This window comes from Pedobacter frigoris (genome assembly GCF_005116445.1).
In the GTDB taxonomy this organism is placed as follows: Bacteria; Bacteroidota; Bacteroidia; order Sphingobacteriales; family Sphingobacteriaceae; genus Pedobacter; species Pedobacter frigoris.
Genome location: NZ_SWBQ01000005.1, coordinates 114,656 through 132,684, shown reverse-complemented (window position 1 = coordinate 132,684; position 18,029 = coordinate 114,656). Strand labels below are relative to the sequence as shown.

22 protein-coding genes are annotated in these 18,029 nt (G+C 42.8%); 1 reads left to right on the top strand and 21 read right to left on the bottom strand.

Going from position 1 to position 18,029, the window contains the following annotated elements; all coding sequences use genetic code 11:
- Nucleotides 1–8: 8 nt before the first annotated feature.
- On the bottom strand, nt 9–596 hold the full coding sequence (locus FA047_RS16700) for a hypothetical protein (protein WP_136837229.1): 588 nt from the start codon (nt 594–596) through the stop codon (nt 9–11).
- 536 nt (nt 597–1,132) lie between these two features.
- Here FA047_RS16700 and FA047_RS16695 point away from each other — a divergent pair.
- Nucleotides 1,133–1,918, top strand: a complete 786-nt coding sequence (locus tag FA047_RS16695; RefSeq protein ID WP_136837228.1) for a hypothetical protein — start codon at nt 1,133–1,135, stop codon at nt 1,916–1,918.
- A 116-nt stretch (nt 1,919–2,034) separates the two neighbouring features.
- Here FA047_RS16695 and FA047_RS16690 read toward each other — a convergent pair whose 3' ends face one another.
- From FA047_RS16690 to FA047_RS16595, 20 genes are all read right to left on the bottom strand, one after another.
- A complete protein-coding gene (locus FA047_RS16690) occupies nt 2,035–2,211 on the bottom strand; it encodes a histone H1 (protein WP_136837227.1) in 177 nt (58 codons plus the stop codon).
- A gap of 60 nt (nt 2,212–2,271) precedes the next feature.
- Nucleotides 2,272–3,030, bottom strand: a complete 759-nt coding sequence (locus tag FA047_RS16685) for a hypothetical protein (RefSeq protein ID WP_136837226.1) — start codon at nt 3,028–3,030, stop codon at nt 2,272–2,274.
- A 29-nt stretch (nt 3,031–3,059) separates the two neighbouring features.
- Nucleotides 3,060–4,154: a conjugative transposon protein TraM gene (gene traM / locus FA047_RS16680; RefSeq protein ID WP_225872765.1), complete on the bottom strand. Its 1,095-nt coding sequence runs from the start codon at nt 4,152–4,154 to the stop codon at nt 3,060–3,062.
- Between the two features lie 14 nt (nt 4,155–4,168).
- Nucleotides 4,169–4,393 (bottom strand): hypothetical protein, encoded by a 225-nt coding sequence (locus FA047_RS16675; RefSeq protein ID WP_136837225.1) that lies wholly within the window; start codon nt 4,391–4,393, stop codon nt 4,169–4,171.
- A complete protein-coding gene (gene traK, locus FA047_RS16670) occupies nt 4,374–5,012 on the bottom strand; it encodes a conjugative transposon protein TraK (RefSeq protein WP_136837224.1) in 639 nt (212 codons plus the stop codon). The genes FA047_RS16675 and traK overlap by 20 nt, the downstream gene beginning before the upstream one ends.
- An 11-nt stretch (nt 5,013–5,023) precedes the next feature.
- On the bottom strand, nt 5,024–6,196 hold the full coding sequence (traJ, locus tag FA047_RS16665; RefSeq protein ID WP_136837223.1) for a conjugative transposon protein TraJ: 1,173 nt from the start codon (nt 6,194–6,196) through the stop codon (nt 5,024–5,026).
- 10 nt (nt 6,197–6,206) lie between these two features.
- Complete coding sequence (locus FA047_RS16660) at nt 6,207–6,845, bottom strand: TerB family tellurite resistance protein (protein ID WP_136837222.1); 639 nt, start codon at nt 6,843–6,845, stop codon at nt 6,207–6,209.
- Nucleotides 6,832–7,476: a hypothetical protein gene (locus tag FA047_RS16655; protein WP_136837221.1), complete on the bottom strand. Its 645-nt coding sequence runs from the start codon at nt 7,474–7,476 to the stop codon at nt 6,832–6,834. The genes FA047_RS16660 and FA047_RS16655 overlap by 14 nt, the downstream gene beginning before the upstream one ends.
- Entirely contained in the window at nt 7,463–8,167 is a 705-nt protein-coding gene (locus FA047_RS16650) for a conjugal transfer protein TraI (RefSeq protein ID WP_225872764.1), read from the bottom strand. Before FA047_RS16650 ends, FA047_RS16655 begins: the two co-directional genes overlap by 14 nt.
- A gap of 13 nt (nt 8,168–8,180) precedes the next feature.
- Nucleotides 8,181–8,564 (bottom strand): hypothetical protein, encoded by a 384-nt coding sequence (locus tag FA047_RS16645; RefSeq protein ID WP_136837220.1) that lies wholly within the window; start codon nt 8,562–8,564, stop codon nt 8,181–8,183.
- Nucleotides 8,565–8,579: 15 nt separating this feature from the next.
- Nucleotides 8,580–11,057 carry a TraG family conjugative transposon ATPase gene (locus FA047_RS16640; RefSeq protein WP_136837219.1) on the bottom strand — a complete coding sequence of 826 codons (2,478 nt, stop codon included), beginning with the start codon at nt 11,055–11,057 and terminating at the stop codon, nt 8,580–8,582.
- Nucleotides 11,042–11,377, bottom strand: coding sequence for a DUF4133 domain-containing protein (locus FA047_RS16635; protein ID WP_136837218.1), 336 nt, complete (start codon nt 11,375–11,377; stop codon nt 11,042–11,044). Before FA047_RS16635 ends, FA047_RS16640 begins: the two co-directional genes overlap by 16 nt.
- Complete coding sequence (locus FA047_RS16630) at nt 11,374–11,664, bottom strand: DUF4134 domain-containing protein (RefSeq protein ID WP_225872780.1); 291 nt, start codon at nt 11,662–11,664, stop codon at nt 11,374–11,376. The genes FA047_RS16635 and FA047_RS16630 overlap by 4 nt, the downstream gene beginning before the upstream one ends.
- A 657-nt stretch (nt 11,665–12,321) precedes the next feature.
- On the bottom strand, nt 12,322–13,194 hold the full coding sequence (locus FA047_RS16625) for an RteC domain-containing protein (protein ID WP_169304440.1): 873 nt from the start codon (nt 13,192–13,194) through the stop codon (nt 12,322–12,324).
- 626 nt (nt 13,195–13,820) lie between these two features.
- Nucleotides 13,821–14,426 carry a Crp/Fnr family transcriptional regulator gene (locus tag FA047_RS16620; RefSeq protein ID WP_136837216.1) on the bottom strand — a complete coding sequence of 202 codons (606 nt, stop codon included), beginning with the start codon at nt 14,424–14,426 and terminating at the stop codon, nt 13,821–13,823.
- 44 nt (nt 14,427–14,470) lie between these two features.
- Nucleotides 14,471–15,463, bottom strand: coding sequence for a helix-turn-helix domain-containing protein (locus tag FA047_RS16615; protein ID WP_225872763.1), 993 nt, complete (start codon nt 15,461–15,463; stop codon nt 14,471–14,473).
- 135 nt (nt 15,464–15,598) lie between these two features.
- Complete coding sequence (locus FA047_RS16610) at nt 15,599–15,925, bottom strand: hypothetical protein (protein WP_136837214.1); 327 nt, start codon at nt 15,923–15,925, stop codon at nt 15,599–15,601.
- An 11-nt stretch (nt 15,926–15,936) separates the two neighbouring features.
- Nucleotides 15,937–16,383 carry a protein-disulfide reductase DsbD N-terminal domain-containing protein gene (locus FA047_RS16605; protein WP_136837213.1) on the bottom strand — a complete coding sequence of 149 codons (447 nt, stop codon included), beginning with the start codon at nt 16,381–16,383 and terminating at the stop codon, nt 15,937–15,939.
- 62 nt (nt 16,384–16,445) lie between these two features.
- Nucleotides 16,446–16,874: a MauE/DoxX family redox-associated membrane protein gene (locus FA047_RS16600; RefSeq protein ID WP_136837212.1), complete on the bottom strand. Its 429-nt coding sequence runs from the start codon at nt 16,872–16,874 to the stop codon at nt 16,446–16,448.
- 3 nt (nt 16,875–16,877) lie between these two features.
- Nucleotides 16,878–17,870, bottom strand: a complete 993-nt coding sequence (locus FA047_RS16595) for a hypothetical protein (protein WP_136837211.1) — start codon at nt 17,868–17,870, stop codon at nt 16,878–16,880.
- Nucleotides 17,871–18,029 lie beyond the last annotated feature (159 nt).

Sequence of the window (18,029 nt, the reverse complement as noted above, 5' to 3'; positions counted from 1 at the left end):
CTTTAAAATTATATATCCAAAGGGTCTTTTAACTGGCTTTTCAGGTAGCCAATCATCTCTGAATAATTCGGTTGAGTAGGTTCACGGGTGCCGCTAAAATGATTTGCTGCAAGTTGATCCAGAGCCTGTTGGACAGTAAGTTCTTTCGTAAGGTCGCCAAAATAAATGTTTCGCACGTCAACCATAGACAATTCAGTCAACTTATGCTTTGCGTAAACATCAAACTTAATCGCCGTTTCCCCCACAGCATCAACAGCATATATACGATATATATCTCCATACTCGCCAACTGTTATAACCCGGTCACATGGAAAATTCGCTTTTAGGAACTCCCATCGCTCGGCTTTCATTGGTGCAAATTTTACGTGCAAATCGGTAAGCTTAAGGGGAGTTTCTTTCTGAACCTCGTAAGCTGCCATAAGCTCTTCAAACACACCATCATTGTTGCGTCTACCCAGAACAAATCTCAAATAGGAAACGACACGCTCTTCCGGTTGATCATATGGAAAATTTTTGTCACCCATTACATCTTCTGCAAGGTCGCCCAGGCGACTATCCTTTGTAACCAGTGACTTTATAAATTCAATTAGCGTCATATTTAATTCTTAAAGCTATTAAAGTACAAAGAATATTTGATTAAGCAATCCCTGCGTTTGACCTTGAGGACTCTTGTACCGGCGAAGGTTTCATAGGGTCTGAGAAGATATAGTTTGTTTGAGATACTTTTAATATCTTTAAACATTAAAAATATTGGGGATTAAAGTAGGTGTAGCTCTTTTGCTTCATTGGGCCTTTGGGGTGGTGTTTGGTATTATCCTCCATGAAATACTGGAACTATTATTTAAGCATTTTAAACAAAGAATTATGAAGGTAGACTATAAAACTATTGGAAGAAAAATCTGGTGTGGGGCCTTAGCGGAGATGTTGGTACGAAATACCACCCCATGATAGTTCAGTGAAGTGCAGACCAAAGCGGCAATTGCTTCCCAAAATGCGGGCTGAGGGGTTCGATTCCCCTCTTCTCCTCCACTATAATTAGTTTTATGTTGAACTTTATGATTGCTTTCTATGGCAAGTATTTAAACTATAACTTCCCGTCATTTTAATAACGATTTAAAAATCCTAACTTCCAATGATGAAAAAGGGAATATGTAAGCTATGTGGTCAGCAAAAAAAATTGCTTAAGCAATCTCACATTTATCCATCTTTCATATATAAAGGTGTGTTTGACCATACAAACCGTACCTTGCTGGCAAGCTTAAAAGATAATCGTGGCCCCAGATTTTATCAAACTGGTTTTTACGATAAGAATGTGCTTTGTGAACACTGTGATAATGTCATCATTGGAAGACTGGAACGATACGCTGCGTCTGTTTTGCCCCCGCCTACAACAAATGCACATACCAACGTTGTCGCTCAACTAGAGAATGATCAGCTAACAACACTTCACATTACCGGCATGGATTACAAACAGCTCAAGCTGTTCGTACTGTCACTACTCTGGCGTGCACATCATTCGAGCAACGAATTTTTCCAGAAAGTTCATATCCCTACTCACGAACCAATATTGAGGAAAATGATTATGGAAGACGATCCTGGTGCAGAAACGGTGTATGAGATGGCTATAGTTAGAATAGATCGTGCAAATGGGGAAATAGTAGATATGATACCAACACCAGAGGTAGGCGAAGGATGGAAGTTAGAGGTTGCATTGTTCATCGTAGGCGGGTTGATTTTCTCTGTTGCACTTAAAGAAGATTCCGGCTTTAAACTATTTCCAGACTTTTCACTTAAATCCAGCAATCAGATCCGTATACCTCGATTAAACGGTGGAGCGGCCAGAAGTTTTCTTACGGCACTAGGCATTCCAGACAACTACGCCAACTATTACACCGGCAGCAATACCGATTCTTTTTGATCAGTAAAAAGAAACGGGGAAGGATCATACCGATCTTTCCCCGTCATCTAAATTAACGCTCTCGTATATAAATACGCTAAAGCAGCCAGTTTATTATGTTTGCATTGCGCAAACTACTATTTTGCATTTTTCTTTTCTGTGACCTCTTTACGAATATCGCCTGCCAGTACTTTTAAGTCTTGCATCGCTTTTCTAACCCTGGTGCCAGCTGCACCGTTATTGCTGTTATAAAATTTCTCTGCATCGGCCTCAATGCCCGCTACCAGTTCCTTAACTTTTGAAAATAATTCCATACTTTTTAATTGATTTTTATAGGGTTAATACTAATTGGATTTAAATATATGTAATTGGGGTTAAACGGACAAGCCTTGCTTCTTGCGTCCGCTTTGGTTGTTCTGCTGCCCCTGATTTTCGTCAATCTTTTGGCTCTGGCTCTTATCCTTTATCTCCACCTGGTCACGCTTTACCGACACGCCTTTTTCATCTTTAATGTTGATGGTGCGCAGGCGCGGATTGGCCTCAATGAATAAAATAGCTTCCTGACTGTCCTTAGTCATGGTTACCGCCGTGGAATTTCCAGCTTTAAGCGAAGCCAGTAATTCGGCTTTTCCTTCGGGCTTAGCCAGTTCGGCAATCGGGAATTTATTCACCGCCTTTTCCAGATCGTAGCCGTAACGGTCATGGAACTGGTCAACATTATGGTTCCCGTAATTGTCTTTTTGGGAGAAATCCACTTTCAGCCAGGCCTGATAAGTGTCCCCATCGCCATTGACCATTGATTTCTGCACCGCCCTGCCTGCAATCAGATTAAAAGCTTCATCAGCACCGATATTGTTGCCGTTCCTGATCCTGAACTCCTGTGTCTTGTCGTGGGCTTCGTTGCCTGTCTTCAAAGTAGCATTGTAGCTGTTGAAGAAATACATGTCGGTAGTCTCGGACTTGCGGAAATTCAAATCATAGTTTACCGTTTCATTCCCACGGTTTACTTCATGGTTCAACTTAATTTCCGGCTCTTGTTTCTCTATTTCTTTTGCAAGTTTATCCCCAACCTCTGCGGGAAAGTCCATGCGGTCGAGCGTTTTCTTTAGGTACGCTAAATTGTTCTCGTTCATATTTTCCTATTTTAAAGTAAATGATTAAACTATTTATTATTCTTTCGGCTGTTGTCCCTAAGCAGTACAGCATAGCCTGCAACCAATTTCTGCTTCACCCTTTTGATATTTTTAGAAAAAAGACCTTTCGCGGCCTCCAGCCCTGCACCTGCAACTTGTGTAGCGATACCCTGATCCATACTTAGTAACTGCATATTGCGGATGGCATCATCCGCACCACCGTTCACCGCATCGGTAAGCAGTGCTTCAGGCGCGTTCACGCCTACCATACCATCACGTTTATCAAACACCGTTAAGCTGACCGGAATGATCTGGTTGCCCAAACGGATATTTTTAATTTCCAGGTTGATTCGCTGATTGCTGAAGTTTGCCAGCCCGAATATGGAGTGCCCTTTGGGAATCACTTGTCCGTTTATGATTAAGGTATCCAGTAGCCTAAGCTCAATAACCGAACCTTCTACTGCTTTGATATTTCCGGCAATTTCAGCGGGAATGGCTTTAAATAGGCTATCAGGACTTACATAAATAGGCTTAACATTTTGCTGTCTGACCAGATCAGGGTTTTGGATGGCCAATATTTTATCCATCATACTATTTAGTTGGCGCATTTCGGGGTCGTCACCACTGCCTGATTGCTGCATATTTTTCATCAGGGCTTCCAATTTAGCTATATCGGTGCTCATGGCAGGATCAGCAGCAGGACGCACACTGGCAGAACCAGTACCATAGGCAGGCGTAGGTTTAGCATTTACCTGCGCATTGATCTGCGCAAGTTTTGCCTGAATTGCTGCTTCGCTTGGATCAGGTTTAAACGAGCGTCCATCACCAACCAGCACAGCACTTTCACCAGCGATATAATTCCGGCTGATCAGATCAGCAGAATCCATTAACGCTCTCTGTGCCTGATCGTACAGGCTCATTTTATCTACAGGTTTTTCGTTCTTAAAATCTGCATCGGGCAAAGCTAAGTTTAGTCCTTTCGTATCTGCCACTTGGGTAACAGCTGGTTCAGAACCACCACCTAGTGACCAAAAGGCCATCGTCATAAATGGCAGGATCAGTAATGGCAGCACCATTAGAAATTTGCGTCGCTTTAAAAAAGCGGAAGAATGTGTTGTATTCATAAGCTATATTGTCTTTAATTGTAAATGGATGAAATGATTAAATAAATGCAGGTGCCGCCCATTCCTAAACAGAATAGGATCAGTAGAACCAGCCACCGGAAGGCGGAGTAGGCACTTGTCCGCTGGTTAAGCCATCTGGCAATCCTGGACTGCTGACGGAGAATTCGGCTAGCCAGTTTCCCCGCCAGAGCCTCACCAGCTGGAGAAACTTTTTGCTTTTTATTGCGAAATAGTCTCATTGCTATAAGATTTAGGTACATCTTTGTTTTCCAGAATCTCCCAGCCCTGTATCAAAAAGCCATGCGGGTTATCATCGGTCTGGGTTTTTAAATCCCTGACCTGTCCTTTGGTAACCAGCTTTCTAACCAAGGTACTACTTGCCCGAATCAGTTTTTCTGTAGCATAGCATGTGAAAGTGTATGGATAAACATTGATGTCCAGCACAGTGCTGTCTACTTCGATTTCCTGCGAGATACTGGCCGAGATCAGGTTGTTATAATAACCACTTTCGACCAAGTTATCATACTGCTTTTTGGCCGATAGGTCAGCTAAAAACAGTGATTTGGAAACTGATGCTTTGATTGCTTTATCATCGGGACTAAGGTTAAAAAAGTACTGGTGAAAGGTTTTGATGTGATCCCTAAGCTGTACGGACAGATTGCTTTTACGATCTGAGGCTAGTGCCTGCAACACTTTTCCGTTGTACAGGATGTAGATCTTTTCGTCCTTCTCGCCGGAGAGCTGGCACCATTTGTAGATGCCAAAGCAAATGGTAAACGTATTGGCTAAGATCAGCAAATAGCTGAACACCTTGATGTGCCGGAATGCGGTATCTATATTTTTGAGTTGTGTAAACATAGGCTTTGGGATTAATCGTTACTTTTTAATTTGTTCTTGAAATAGTCGTTCCCTTCGGATGCGCTACCCCCTTTTGAATTACGGTTTGAATTGCCCATTGCATCTGCTATCATACCGCCGCCACCAGTAACTGCCCTTGTCGTGGTGCTGGCACCACCGACAACCAGCGAATTAACCTTGGATAAAATCGAGTTCCCGCCACCTGCATGAACGATATAATTGGCAACGGTAGGCACCGAGAAATAGCCGACGATCCCAATAATTAAAAAACAGAGATAGGCCATATCGGTCTGTGAAAAGAAAGTATCACCCTGCTGATTGATCTGCGAAATATCATAGCGCAACATATTTTCCTGCACTTTACCAATAATGCTCCCGAAGATATTAGCAATGGGCAACCACAAAAAGATGTTGACGTACCGCGCTATCCATACCGTAAGTGTATGTTCAAAGCCATCAAATACCGCAAAGGCAAATACTAGCGGGCCGAGTATCGCCAGTATGATCAGGTAGAACGTTCGGATCGTATTGATGCACAGCGAAGCTGCTGTATAGACTACCTGCAAGACCTCACTCATCCATTGCTTAATGGAATTGCGAAAGTTGTAAGAAGCCTTTGCCATTGCAAAATCAATCCCATGCGCTAACCTGTCCAGCATACCTTCATCCTGCCTGTTTGGATCATCAGGATGCAGGTATTTATAGTACTTATCACTGTCGCCAGTACCATCGGCACCAACATACATCTGGTATTGATCGGTCTTTTTAATGGCGTTCTCTTTCTGCTTAAGCAGTACCGCTATCGCACGGTCGGAGTTTTGTACCATTGCAGAAGTAGCGGAAACCGTAGGTTGCAGCACACCGTTCATCAAACCGATCACCGCCGGAAAAAGGAGTATAGCAAGTCCTAGCGCAAAGGGGCGTAACAAGGGGTAAAAATCTACCGCTTCTGCCTGTGCAATGTTCTTCCAAACACGGGATGCGATATAAATCAGTGCTGCAAAGCCTGCAAGACCACGGCCTACACCAATCAGCTTCGAGCAAAGCGGTATCATTTCCTTATACACCTGATCCAAGACCAGGTGCATACTTTTCATCTCGCCTGCCAAGCCTTGTGCAAACGACATAAAAGGCAAAAGCATAGCTATTGCCGCAAAAAAAGCGGCCTTTAAAAATCTATTCATATTAAAAATTTTAAGGGTTTGACTTAAACAATTCCTGCATCGACCCAACGTCTTTCTGTTCCAAAGTCCGCTGCCGGGATATGCCAATACCTTGCGTATTAAAATGTCGCAGGAACAATACCTTCTCCTGCATATCTGCAAAAATGCCATCTATGGCTTTCAGCCTTTCATCATCGGACATACGGAGCTCTCCGGCAGTAATCACCATCAGCAGGGCATCCAGATTTTGCAGACTTTGCTTATTCAGCTGCCCGTAAACCGAAGCCATATAATCCACCTCCTGAACAGTAAACTGCCCGCCAGATTTGAATTTACTGAATGCCACTTTGTACTCGGAAAGGATATTGCCCTGCATTTTAATAATACCCGCAATCTTATGGTACTTTCTCACCTGGGGACTTACTGCCATCAGGCCGTCAAGGAAAGTCTCATGCAAAGAGAAATTACCTTTTGAAATATCCCGAACTGCATTATATCCGGTACTGATGATCTGGTAGCCGGCTTTCATATCCTTCAGGATATTTTTAAACTGCGAGAGCTTTTCTACATTCAACAGCAACTGTTGCACTTCCGTAGATTGCGCCCGCAAAGGGGGCGTAGCAATCCCACAAAGACATAACCCCAATAGGATGATTTTAATTAACCTCATGTAACCTCCTTATCTGATTGATGGATTCCTCTTCTCTTGCTCGCCCGCGGATCAGCATTTGCAAATCTGCGGTAAAGGCCAGCGCAAAATCGTACTTATCCTGAATGGATAGCCGAATGCTTTCCAGTCGCCCCAAACGTTCATCGTCCTTCATTTCCAGCTTACCCGAAGTAATCACTACAAACAATTCTTCCAGATCGGTAGCGCATTCTGCTAACAGGTTCGCTTTGACTAAGAACACATAGCCCCAATCGGCCGCATTTAGCTCCGATGCTTTCCAGGTTTTTAGGACTGAAATGATGCCTAAACCGCTATTAATGATCTCGCCAACGGCCGCACTGTTTTTAATATTCGGATTTACCGCTGCAAGTGAAGCAAAGAAACCCCGGTGCAGGCTAAATTCGCCATTAGTAATACCCTTTACGGCATGAATGCCGCTGCCTACAATATCATAGCCCTTTTTAGCATAGCCAATATAAACCTGAAGTGCCGCAATCTGCTGGAGCAGGTATTTTTTCTGCGTTTTCTTTTGACTGAAAATCTCACCCCAGGTTTGGGCGGAACTGGACAGGTTTTGCAGGGATAGTGCAACCAGCACTATCAACCCACATATTTTCCTACTCGATCCCATACAGTTTTTTTATGCTATTCAGCTCACCAGCCTCTTTTGACCTGTCCAGGCTTAGCCTGATCTGGCGGGTGTTGAACTGTTTTAAGTCCTGATAATTCTGGTCGATTTTGACTGCTACCTGTTCAATAATCTCTAACCTTTTTGCGTCATCCATTTGCACCTTAAAGGAGTTTACGACTAACAAAAGCTGGTCGATATTTTTCAGGCTGGCATCCAAAATACCCCTATAGACATCTTCCATATACCCCAATTCATCAATGCTGAAATGTTTGTCCCTGGCAAACACGCTCTTTGCCTGCCTGTACTCGTTTACAATATCAACCTGCCGCTGGGTAATGTCCTTGACCCGCTGGTAATAGGCAATGGCTGATTTGATCCTTGCCAGTTCGTCAAAGTATTTACTATACAGCTCTTTCTGGCGGGTCGTCCAGTCCGCAATCTCTGTCAGCTTCAGTTTAGACAGGGTGTTTTCTAAAACCTTTTGTGCATTTTGCAGCCAAATGGTCTGGTTCTGCAAACGCTGCACTTTCAGGTCAATGGCTTTGATCACTTTTTTTACCCCCGCCTTGATCACTTCGGCTATAGCCAGTTGCGCGGAAACCTGTTTGGTGGGCAATGCTACCAGCAGTACCACAAGGCTCAACGGCATCACTACCATGAAGACCTTAGTTTTGTTTAATAATTTTCTCATAAGCTGCCCTCTGTTATTGCTTAACCACCTTGTGATATTCACGCTGCATCAATAGGAGGCTGTTTTTATCGGGAAAGAAGCTGATCTTCTTTCCCTGCGCATCGATAATGAGCATTTTGGTTTTCGGATCGAACCGTCCCATATACTCTCGGATCTTTTGTTCCTTGGGCTGGAGCTTCCCATTCCGTACTGTTTGGAAGCTTGACTTTCGGATCACCTGATAATCGCCTTTATCGCCATAGGGCATAATAACCAGCGTGTCTTTGGAAATACTGTATTCACCCGATTCATAACTGGCATAGGTGCCATCGATGTAAGATTTCGTGCTGTTTTCGCAGGATGCGAAAAACAGCAGCGCTGCAACGCAGCTAAATAACCTGATTTTTATACGTTTCATAATTATTTCAATTGTTTAATGGTTACCAGAGCCTTCTTTTTGGCGAAGCTCATTTGCCAGTATTGTGATACCTTTTTCCATACTACCATACTTCTGGGCATATTCCATGACCTTCAGCTTTTCGCTTTCCTCGGTCGTATAGGCAAGGTATTCGGCAACGGATAACTCGTTACGATAAACGCTTAGCTTCTGCCCGCCCTGATCTATAAATACTTCACGGTAGTTTTTGCCTTTTTCATTGGCCTTGTTGACCGATAGCAGCATCGTCTTAGCCTTATCAGACAGTCCCAAAGTCTCTTGCAGCTTATCAAACTTGTTCATGAACTTGCGCATATCCAGCAAAATTTTGGTATCTGACAGGTTGATCACCGTCTCTTTGATGATGGGTGAGGAAATCAGATCATCTACCTCCTGGGTAATCAGTGCAGCGATTCCGTTGAATTTGCGAACCGTTTTATATAAATATTTTATAAAATGGCTCATTCCTGTCTTGGCAATAGCGATCCATGCCTCGTCAATCGTGATAATCTTGCGCTGCCCTTTAAGCTTGCGCATCTTGGAAATGAACATTTCCATTATGATGATGGTTACCACCGGAAAAAGTACCTCATGCGAGCGGATATTGTCCAGCTCGAACACAATAAAGCGTTCATTGAGCAAGTCCAAATTCTCTGTAGCATTTAACAAATAGTCAAATTCGCCACCCTTATAATAGGGGTTCAGCACATAGAGCAGGTTACCCAGATCAAAGTCTTTTTCTTTGACTTTGCCATTTTCCATCACCTGCATATATTCCAGCATCAGGAAATCGTAAAAGGAATTAAAGCCGGGAAAGACATTCGAGTTTTCCGCTAAATGTTCATAGTACAGGGTAATGGCACCGGAGATTGCAACATACTCCGAACGGCTGAAATTCTCGCCGTCCCGCTTCCATAACGCCAGTAACAGTGTCTTCAGGCTTTCTTTTTTTTCGATGTCAAGCACATCGTCCTTTCCGATATAAAAGGGATTGAATTTTATCGGATTATCTTCGGTATAGGTAAAATAGTACCCGCCGACCAGTTCGCATAGCCCCTTATAACTGCCACCAATATCGATAGTGACGCAGTGTGTCCCCTGGTCATAGAGCGTGCGTAGCATGTGGTTCATGCCCATTGATTTACCCCCGCCACTACCCCCGCAGACAAACAGGTTGCGGTTCGTGATCAGCCCAGATTTCATGGGGCCATCAAACAGGTCTAAATACACTGGCCTGCCGAAATTCCGGTCTCCAAAGCGGATACCCGAACCGTCAGATTTGGCATTGCTCTCCATATTCAGAAAGCAGCTGGCCTGTTCCACGAATGTATCAAAGGTGTCATTGACCGGAAAATCAGCTGCATTTCCTGGAATGCCCGCCCACCAGATTTGCGCCGCTCCATCGATTTCCTGTTTGGTTACCGCATCCATTGAAGCCATTGCCGAGCTGACCTTATTGCGGATTTCCTGTAATTCGGACTTATCAGCAGTCCAGGCCATCACATTAAAGTGCGCCTTTACGGGCAATCTCCCCGAGGCGACGGCTTCATTTAAAAAGTCGTTTACCGCATCCCTACTTACCGCATTCTCGCGGGAATAAGCCGAAAGGGAATGCAGGCGCAGCTTTTTGGCTTCCAGTTCCTTGATCGTTTTTTGCGGATCACCAATAAAAAGAAACTGGTTATATTGGTGGTTACAGTCCAGCAGTAAACCCAGATGTGCGGCAAAACCAATACTGAACTTGCTCTTATCGGTGCTATACTTATCATAGTTTACCCTGCTTCCGCAAAGCGAAGGCAGGTCTTCCACATCGGCCAGCGAAAAAAGCTGGCAATGGTTTTCACCGATCCTGATCCCGTCTTTCAGTTGTACATCCCGCAAAAGCGGCCTTTTGCCCATACCAATGAGCGAGCAATATGATTCAATGATCCCGATTTTACCCGTAGTTCCGGCAAGTTCATCGTCCGTTAACTGCCGCAGGTTCACCAAACCACTATCTGATAATATCCGTTCAAAGGCACCGACCTTTTCCATAAAGTCAGCAAACAGAGCCGGACTGGTAGTCTGCTTTGGCGCAATACTTTTGCGCATCAGTCCCGAATAACCGCTGGTCGCTGTTCTGCGGTCTTCCGGCTTTTTGGTGATCATCATGTAGCAGCTATGATCCAGGTACACCCGCCCGTCAAATGCTTTTTCACCCGAAAGGGTCAAAAATGTAAAATTGGGGTTAAGGTCTGCCTTGTGTCTGGTCCTGATGAAAGTATCCTGCTTATGCACTACCGTACCGATCGGCAACGTTTTTAAAGCCTTTACCCAGGTATGATGCCCGGCTTCATACTCTGCCGATCCCAGCGTAAAAATATCCGCATGGTCTACCTTAAATACCACCGTCAAATCTCCCTGCATAGAAATAATGCAACCATGTTCCACCTTGTAGATTGGGAAAATGCTAGAAAAATCTATCGGTTTTGACATACAGAAATGTTTAAGTGGGTGAATAATTTGCGGCTGCGCGAAACCAGCGCGGAGGGAATACTACGCTTCGCATTCTTCTTCAATAACCCGTATTCCCCATATTTATGGCTCATGCGGATCACCGTCATAAAAAGGGCGGTTCCTAATCCTCCAATGACTGTAATACAGATATACAAATTCAATCCGCAGATGTACAAGGCAGCAAATAGCAACAGCAATCCGACCAGTCCGCCAGCTAAAAAGCCGATGTACTGCGCTTTTAATCCTCTAAATTCAATTGGACGGCCAATGCCTTTATTGATCTGATAGACGCTGCTCATATCCCAAAAAAGGATTTAAGGACAGTAGCCACCACCACCAAAAAGATACAGCTGCCAAACCATGCGGTTGCAACTTTAGCCGTATCCGGTTCTCCGGCATTCCATTTTGAATACACTTTAACCGCCCCTACCAAGCCCATAATAGCACCGATGGCATACATCAGGTCAGTCCCGGTATCAAAATATCCTGCTACTTTGTTGGTCGCTTCGGCGATACCTTGATTCCCATCTTGTGAATAGGCAGCCTGAGCAAAAAATGCGAGAATAGCAGCACCTCCGGCAATCAGCTTGTTCCAGCCGGTCACCTTAGCAGACAATTCCGAAAGCAGTTCCGCTTCGGTAATTTCCAGTTCCAGCTTTTCCCTGCACTGGGCAGCGATATGGCCGATCAGTTCCCCGCGCAATTTGGAATTAAAAACTTCTTTGTAGCATTCAGCAATTTCAAAGAACGAACCCATCAGCTTCTTTTTATTCCAGCCTTTTTCCAAAGCCAGTTTAACCGTAAAGCCAATTTCTTCCATGCAGTCGGCCAGATCGCCCTGCATCATTCCGGTGTTTTCAGTACCACCAAAATCAAGATCATCCAGGCTGACACTGCTCAGGCCGTCTTCCAGAACCGCTTTGCCCAGCAATTCTGCTTCCTCTTTTTTTTCGGGGATTAATTTTTCTTTCCCGCCTGTTCCAGCTTTACCGGAACGCGACGAGAGCGAACCAGCAAACGTTTTAATTTCCTGCCTGTAATACAGCAACAGAACAACCGAGTAATAAATGAGCAGGGAAACCAGCGTAAAAGTTCCATACTCCAACCAGCTAAAATTTGATAACATAAGCCTTTGTTTTTAAGTCCCGAACGGAATTGTCCGGGACGAAACAAAGGTTGGCTTAGGTCAAATTTTCCTTTCCCAAGAGGGGTTTGTATGGGGAAAGATTAACAGCTGTACGGCTCAAAATCCGCTTTTAACGGGCTTATATTTTAAATCTTCATCGACACGTTGGCGGATACTGGCAGCCATTGAATCGATAAATTTCGTTGGACTGCTCACCTTGCGCTCCCTGATCTCTCCAAACGTATGATGCACATCTTTGATCTTCACCTGAAACATCTGCTCAAACAAAGTCACGATTTCCGCAAGCTGCGCATTACCATTGTTAAACTGGCCTGTATAATACAGCCCATAGATCAGCTCACCCAGGTTCACGATCTTACCCGTCCACTTGATACCAAAATCCGGCAGATCAGCTAAGGCTGGTACAGCAACCAGGGAACCGTCCAAAAGGCCAATTCGTTTTAAGATTTCTTTCTGCAAAAGCTCGTAGGCCATGAACTTAGCAAACAGGTGATCCATCGATGTGGAATACAGCGGGTCTATTTCAGGCATTTCGGGAATTAGCACCAAAGGAATTTCAACACCACGCACGAAATACATGCTGTCCATCTCTCTGCCCCTGGTACGATAGTAATGGTAAATTGCAGCGTGCAATGAAAAGAAGCGCTCGATATAGGCTAACTCGATATTGTAATACGCAAGCAGCATATCCTTTGTCCCGACTGGACTATTCATATCCAGCCCGTACAATTCAAAATGAAATATCTTCTGCGCGAGAAATTTGGGTTTGATGGTCTTAAAGAAAAGGATCTCTATTTCATTGGAAGGAAAAGGAATGGACAGTACTTTTTCCCTGAGCAGGGAAAGAATTTTGCCGATCTCGGCCATTGCCGCCGAAAGGCGCTTTACAGGATCAGAATGGCCGCTAAGAATTAAAGACAATGCAGTGCAAAGCTGCGAATAAAGGGCATCATAAAATTTGTTAAACATGGGCATAGATTTAATAAATGCCAGCCGATGCCAGTCAACTTCGCGTGACCGGAACTACATCAGCAAGCGATGTGTAGATTTATATCCATAAGCTTGATCCGTTAACGTTTATATTCAGTTAAAAAATTCATAGTAATCCCCGCACCATTTTGGCGGTGTCTGGTATGATTAGTAAAAAGGGTTATTTATTCAGGTATACCTTGAACCTGCGGGAAGCAGGTAGCGAAGATTGCTGCCAGTGACAGCGAGGGCAAAACCTGAACTGGAATGAAGGTACTGGTATACCCTGAAACAGAACAAGCAAGCCCGCGCTGTCGCAGGCATTGCACTTGTTCCCGTTTCGTTTAAAATTACCAGTTTTACATTCCGGGATAAGAAGTGATGCAATCAAATATTATATATTAACTCAGGTATATCTGTGTCGTGTTATCAGTTTAAGAATTGTAAAGATAAATAAATCGCTTGGGTAAAACCCTATCGCTCGCATCTTCAATTTAATGGTATTTCTCATGTCAGTTTTTTTAATAAACGAAAATGCACAAACTCCCGAAAACAGGACTGCTAAAAATGTGATTTTCAGACAGATTCCTAAACATCAACCAACATCTTTTACTCCTGTTGATTTATTAAAGCTTATCCTCTTTAATCAGTTTCGCTCTGGTGTTGCGTAGTGTACTTTCACTGATCAGCAGATAAGAAGCAATATCAGCATCCGTCATCAGGTTATCCATGAAAAACTCCGGGAAACGGGTATAAAAATCCAGCACGACCGTTTCCGCATCCCTTTTCAGCAGGTGCAGACGATCGAGATCTTTTTCGGCCATATCCGCCATAATTAACCTGGCCAATTCTTCCGCATCTGAAAAATCCGCATAGACTTCAGTCATGTGATCTGCACCGATCTTCATCACGTACGCCCCAGCCAAAGCCACCAGTTCAAATTTGGAAGGTTTTTGTTCCGTAAAGCTTTTACCCGCCACAATGGTATCCTGAACATAGATGTTCAGCACCTGCCTATCCCCAAGTGCATCAAAACCATAAAGAACAACATAACCAACCGCCACAAACAACGCATCCGTTACCGTATCATCCTTTTCATAAAGCGGCTCACGAACAGGATAAAATTTACCTGTCATCACTTCGTTTAGCCGGGCTTCCAGTTCCAAAGGCTGCTCTTTATAACTGCATAAAATTTTAAATAATTTCCTGATAATTTCTTTGTGTTCTCTCATAGGTAATGATTGTGTAAAAGTGATTTATTAATAGGATAATATAATTAGTGGTCTTGCTCCGTATCCTCTAGCAGATCCTTCTCGGGTACAAAGCGCATATAATTAGAGATTCCGTAATCTTTTAAATGTTCGATGGGATCGACAAAATAATACCAGGGATAGGACAATACATATTCTTCCAGGCCATCTGCATTGATTTCTTTTACCGGACCTCCGATCCTAAGCTTTTTGTGGGGCGGCAGGAAATCCCGGTTATCGCTCCTTAAAAAAAGCTCAAAATGCTTTCCTGTTCCTTCGGCTTTAGGAATCACTCTGGAATGGATCAGCCCGGCTTTTTTAAAAGCATTCAGTACTTTTCCCTTCATTCCGAAATCAAGCTCCAGTTGGATCTCGGTATAAAAACTGTCTTTAGATTTGGTGACCCAGTAGGGTATGACCTGCTCATTGATCGCTTTTTGGCAGTGGATGCATTTCAGACCGTTCCGGTCGTACCAGGACATTTCCCCTGAAACGACAGTTCCGCAGATCACGCAGGCTTTTTTCTCTTCGTAATGGTAACCGCCTGGGGATTTTTCTAGTTTGTTAAGGTCGTCGAGCTCCCTCATGGTGCTTTCTACGATGATATTGGCCAGCAGTGTGATCAGTTGCTGTTCCTCACTGTTTCCTTCAGCGTGTTCATCATATTGTTGGGTAAGTGGCGTATTGCTGGTATTTGCCATTCTCTTGGTTTTTCTTGCTTTTGCTACCTTTTTCGGGCCACGAGCCGCAGGTACTTTGTTTACCTTGGTTTCAGTCAAGCCATGGTTTCCTATAGCTTTTACCATTTCAGATTTCTCTTCTGACGATGAAAAGAAGGCATCGATTTTCACTTCATAATATTCGCTAAGCCTGGCCAGCTGTACGGCGCTAATGTCACTGGCGCCACTTTCAAATGCACTATATTTTTCAACAGGTATATTTAATACCATCGCCACCTGTTTTTGTGTAAATTGGTGTTTCAATCTAAAAAATTCAAGTTTTTTGCCAACTGTATTCATAAGGCTGATGCTTGAGTAACTGCGTTTTATAATAATTTGAATCCGTTGTGAAATAAAAAAGCACGTCTGAAAATCCATTCAGAACGTGCTAATTAACTAATTTAACCTAAAGTCTTTAATTGTATTTTCATCTATTCAATAGCTTCTTTTAATTAGTGATACCTGTAAAGCGCCCGTTGCGAGCAACCTATTCCTTAAAGCATCCATATAAAATTCATTCTGCGACCTCATGACTAGCCTATAACCTAATGGTTCGGCTACCTCACTTGCTTGCACGATGTTCACATCCTTACCATTCAAAGTTTCCAGTATCAATCCTTTGTCGACAAGCACACCCAGTTCCCAATCATAAAGGATACTACTTTCTTTTGCGTCCTGAATAACTTTACAAGATGCAAATCCTATTAAAAGGATTATCCATAAGCATAGCTGGCCTTTCTTATAAAAGCGGTTAAAAATCATATATTTTCAGGTTATTTTATCGGAATTGAAAACTCAACTTCATCAGGCGGCAGGCATTCTTTATCGGTACAGGCCATGAAACTGACTTTCCCCTTGACAACGGCCTCTCCCTTGTTCAATTTGATCTTCTGAGTAAACAAAACAGATTTCTCAAAATAGAAGACATCCATATCAAATACCTCTTCATGCTTTTTTACTGGTTTTGGTTCCTGGATCTTGCCAATCACGGAGAAGTCTTTTGAGAATAAGAAACTAAAGTTTGTCCGCTCTGGCCCGCCCTCTTTCTGATTTACCGAATAAATATGCCAGCCGACTGCTATATCGGCTTTTAAATACAATAAAACTTCTGTTGGAGAAATTCTTTTTGCCGCATAACTCCATTTGATTGGCTTCTCAATCTGTGCATTCGCGCCCATTTTAAGAAATAGCAATAAGATTATAACTAATTTTATTTTCATAATTTATTTTCAATTGAAGTAATACTATCTCAATTATCTTTTAACTCATTCCATTTGTTTAATCAACTCTTGGTTTGTGTTTCCTTTATAGGATAAATCAACACAACAACGCATGCAACCAATGCAAAACACCCGTTAAATATCAGATGCTGATTCCAATTCATGTTCTGCAAGACTCCTCCGCAACTGCATGGTATGTAACTACTATAGTTTAATATCATAGTGATATATGCAGTAAACATAGTCATGATACTAACAAACGCATATAAGGCAAACAAACGCGTTCTCTCTAAACACAATAGCAGTGCAATTACGATTTCTAAAACAGGAATAAACCATGCTACATATTTAGCAAACAAGGTTAACACAGGAGATTTGCCTAGTTCTATCCTGAAAGTGGAATAATCTATTAACTTGCTGGTAGCAGCATATAGCATTAATACAATGAATAAACCGCAGCTCAACTCAATTAATATGTCTTTTTTCTTCATCGTTTAAAACTTCAGTTTATAGGTATAAATGAAATTCTCATATAAGGCCACCAGGGTATCACCATATACCTTAAAATCCTTCAGCTTCTGGTCTTTCTTGTTCGATATATAAAAACTGAATTGGTATTTACCATTTCTGACAGTATATACATCTATTACTGACGAGCTATCCCAGGCTTTTTTGATCTCATTATCCGCTTTCAGGGCTGAATGGACAAACAGGTACTTTTCGTTGGCAGCGCAATGCTTGTTCACATACAAAGGCGGCGCTGCAAAAGTAATTGCTCGCCCGTTTTCTATCTTGCCCAATTTGATCTTTGCATAGCTTACCGTGTCAATGGTTTTACCCTTGTACAACAGATCCATATCTTTATCCATATGCAAAAACTGGTTGCGATAATAATACACGTAAAAAAAGCTACTATCACTGCATTTAACCAGCATCCCATCGGTACTAAATGTGCCATCACCCTGAGCTTCCAGTACGTAATGCTTATCCTGCACGTTTGCCCCGCTTTGTTTTATCAGTGTATATACCCTCTTCTTGTTCATCACACGCAATATCCTGCTGTCGTTTTCTATAGGCAAGGCAGCGGTAAACGACGGAGACTTTTCAGTTTTATCGAGCGAGAATACACCTATTTTCCCTGATACTATTTCCTGCTTAATCCCATCAAAAATGTAAAGATTGTTGCCATCAGTGCGTAGGTAATTCCCGTCATACAATTTCAAGTCTAGGCTTGTTCTTAAACGTATACTAGCCGTATCTCTGGTACTTAAAGCTACCATAAACAAAGTGAATTTATTTCTAGTATGCCCGAAATATAGTGTATCAGCATAACAGCCTGCAATATAAAATCCTGTGTACCGCAGATCGATAAATCGGATCCCTTCCACTTTCTTGGAAGGGTATTGGCGTACAAATCCGTTACGCCGATTGCTTCTGTATTCAGAGAAAGTATAAAGCGACAACACGATAAGCGTCCCCGCTAACATACAACTAAGTAAAATAATTATTCTCGCCTTTAACATTCTTAAAAGTTTAAGACTCGGCAATATTTTACCGAGTCTATAAAGTTATAATTTAGTACGGATGATATAAAGGTTCGCTACATTGAATCCATGAATCATTAGCAAAAGCTGGTACATATGCAC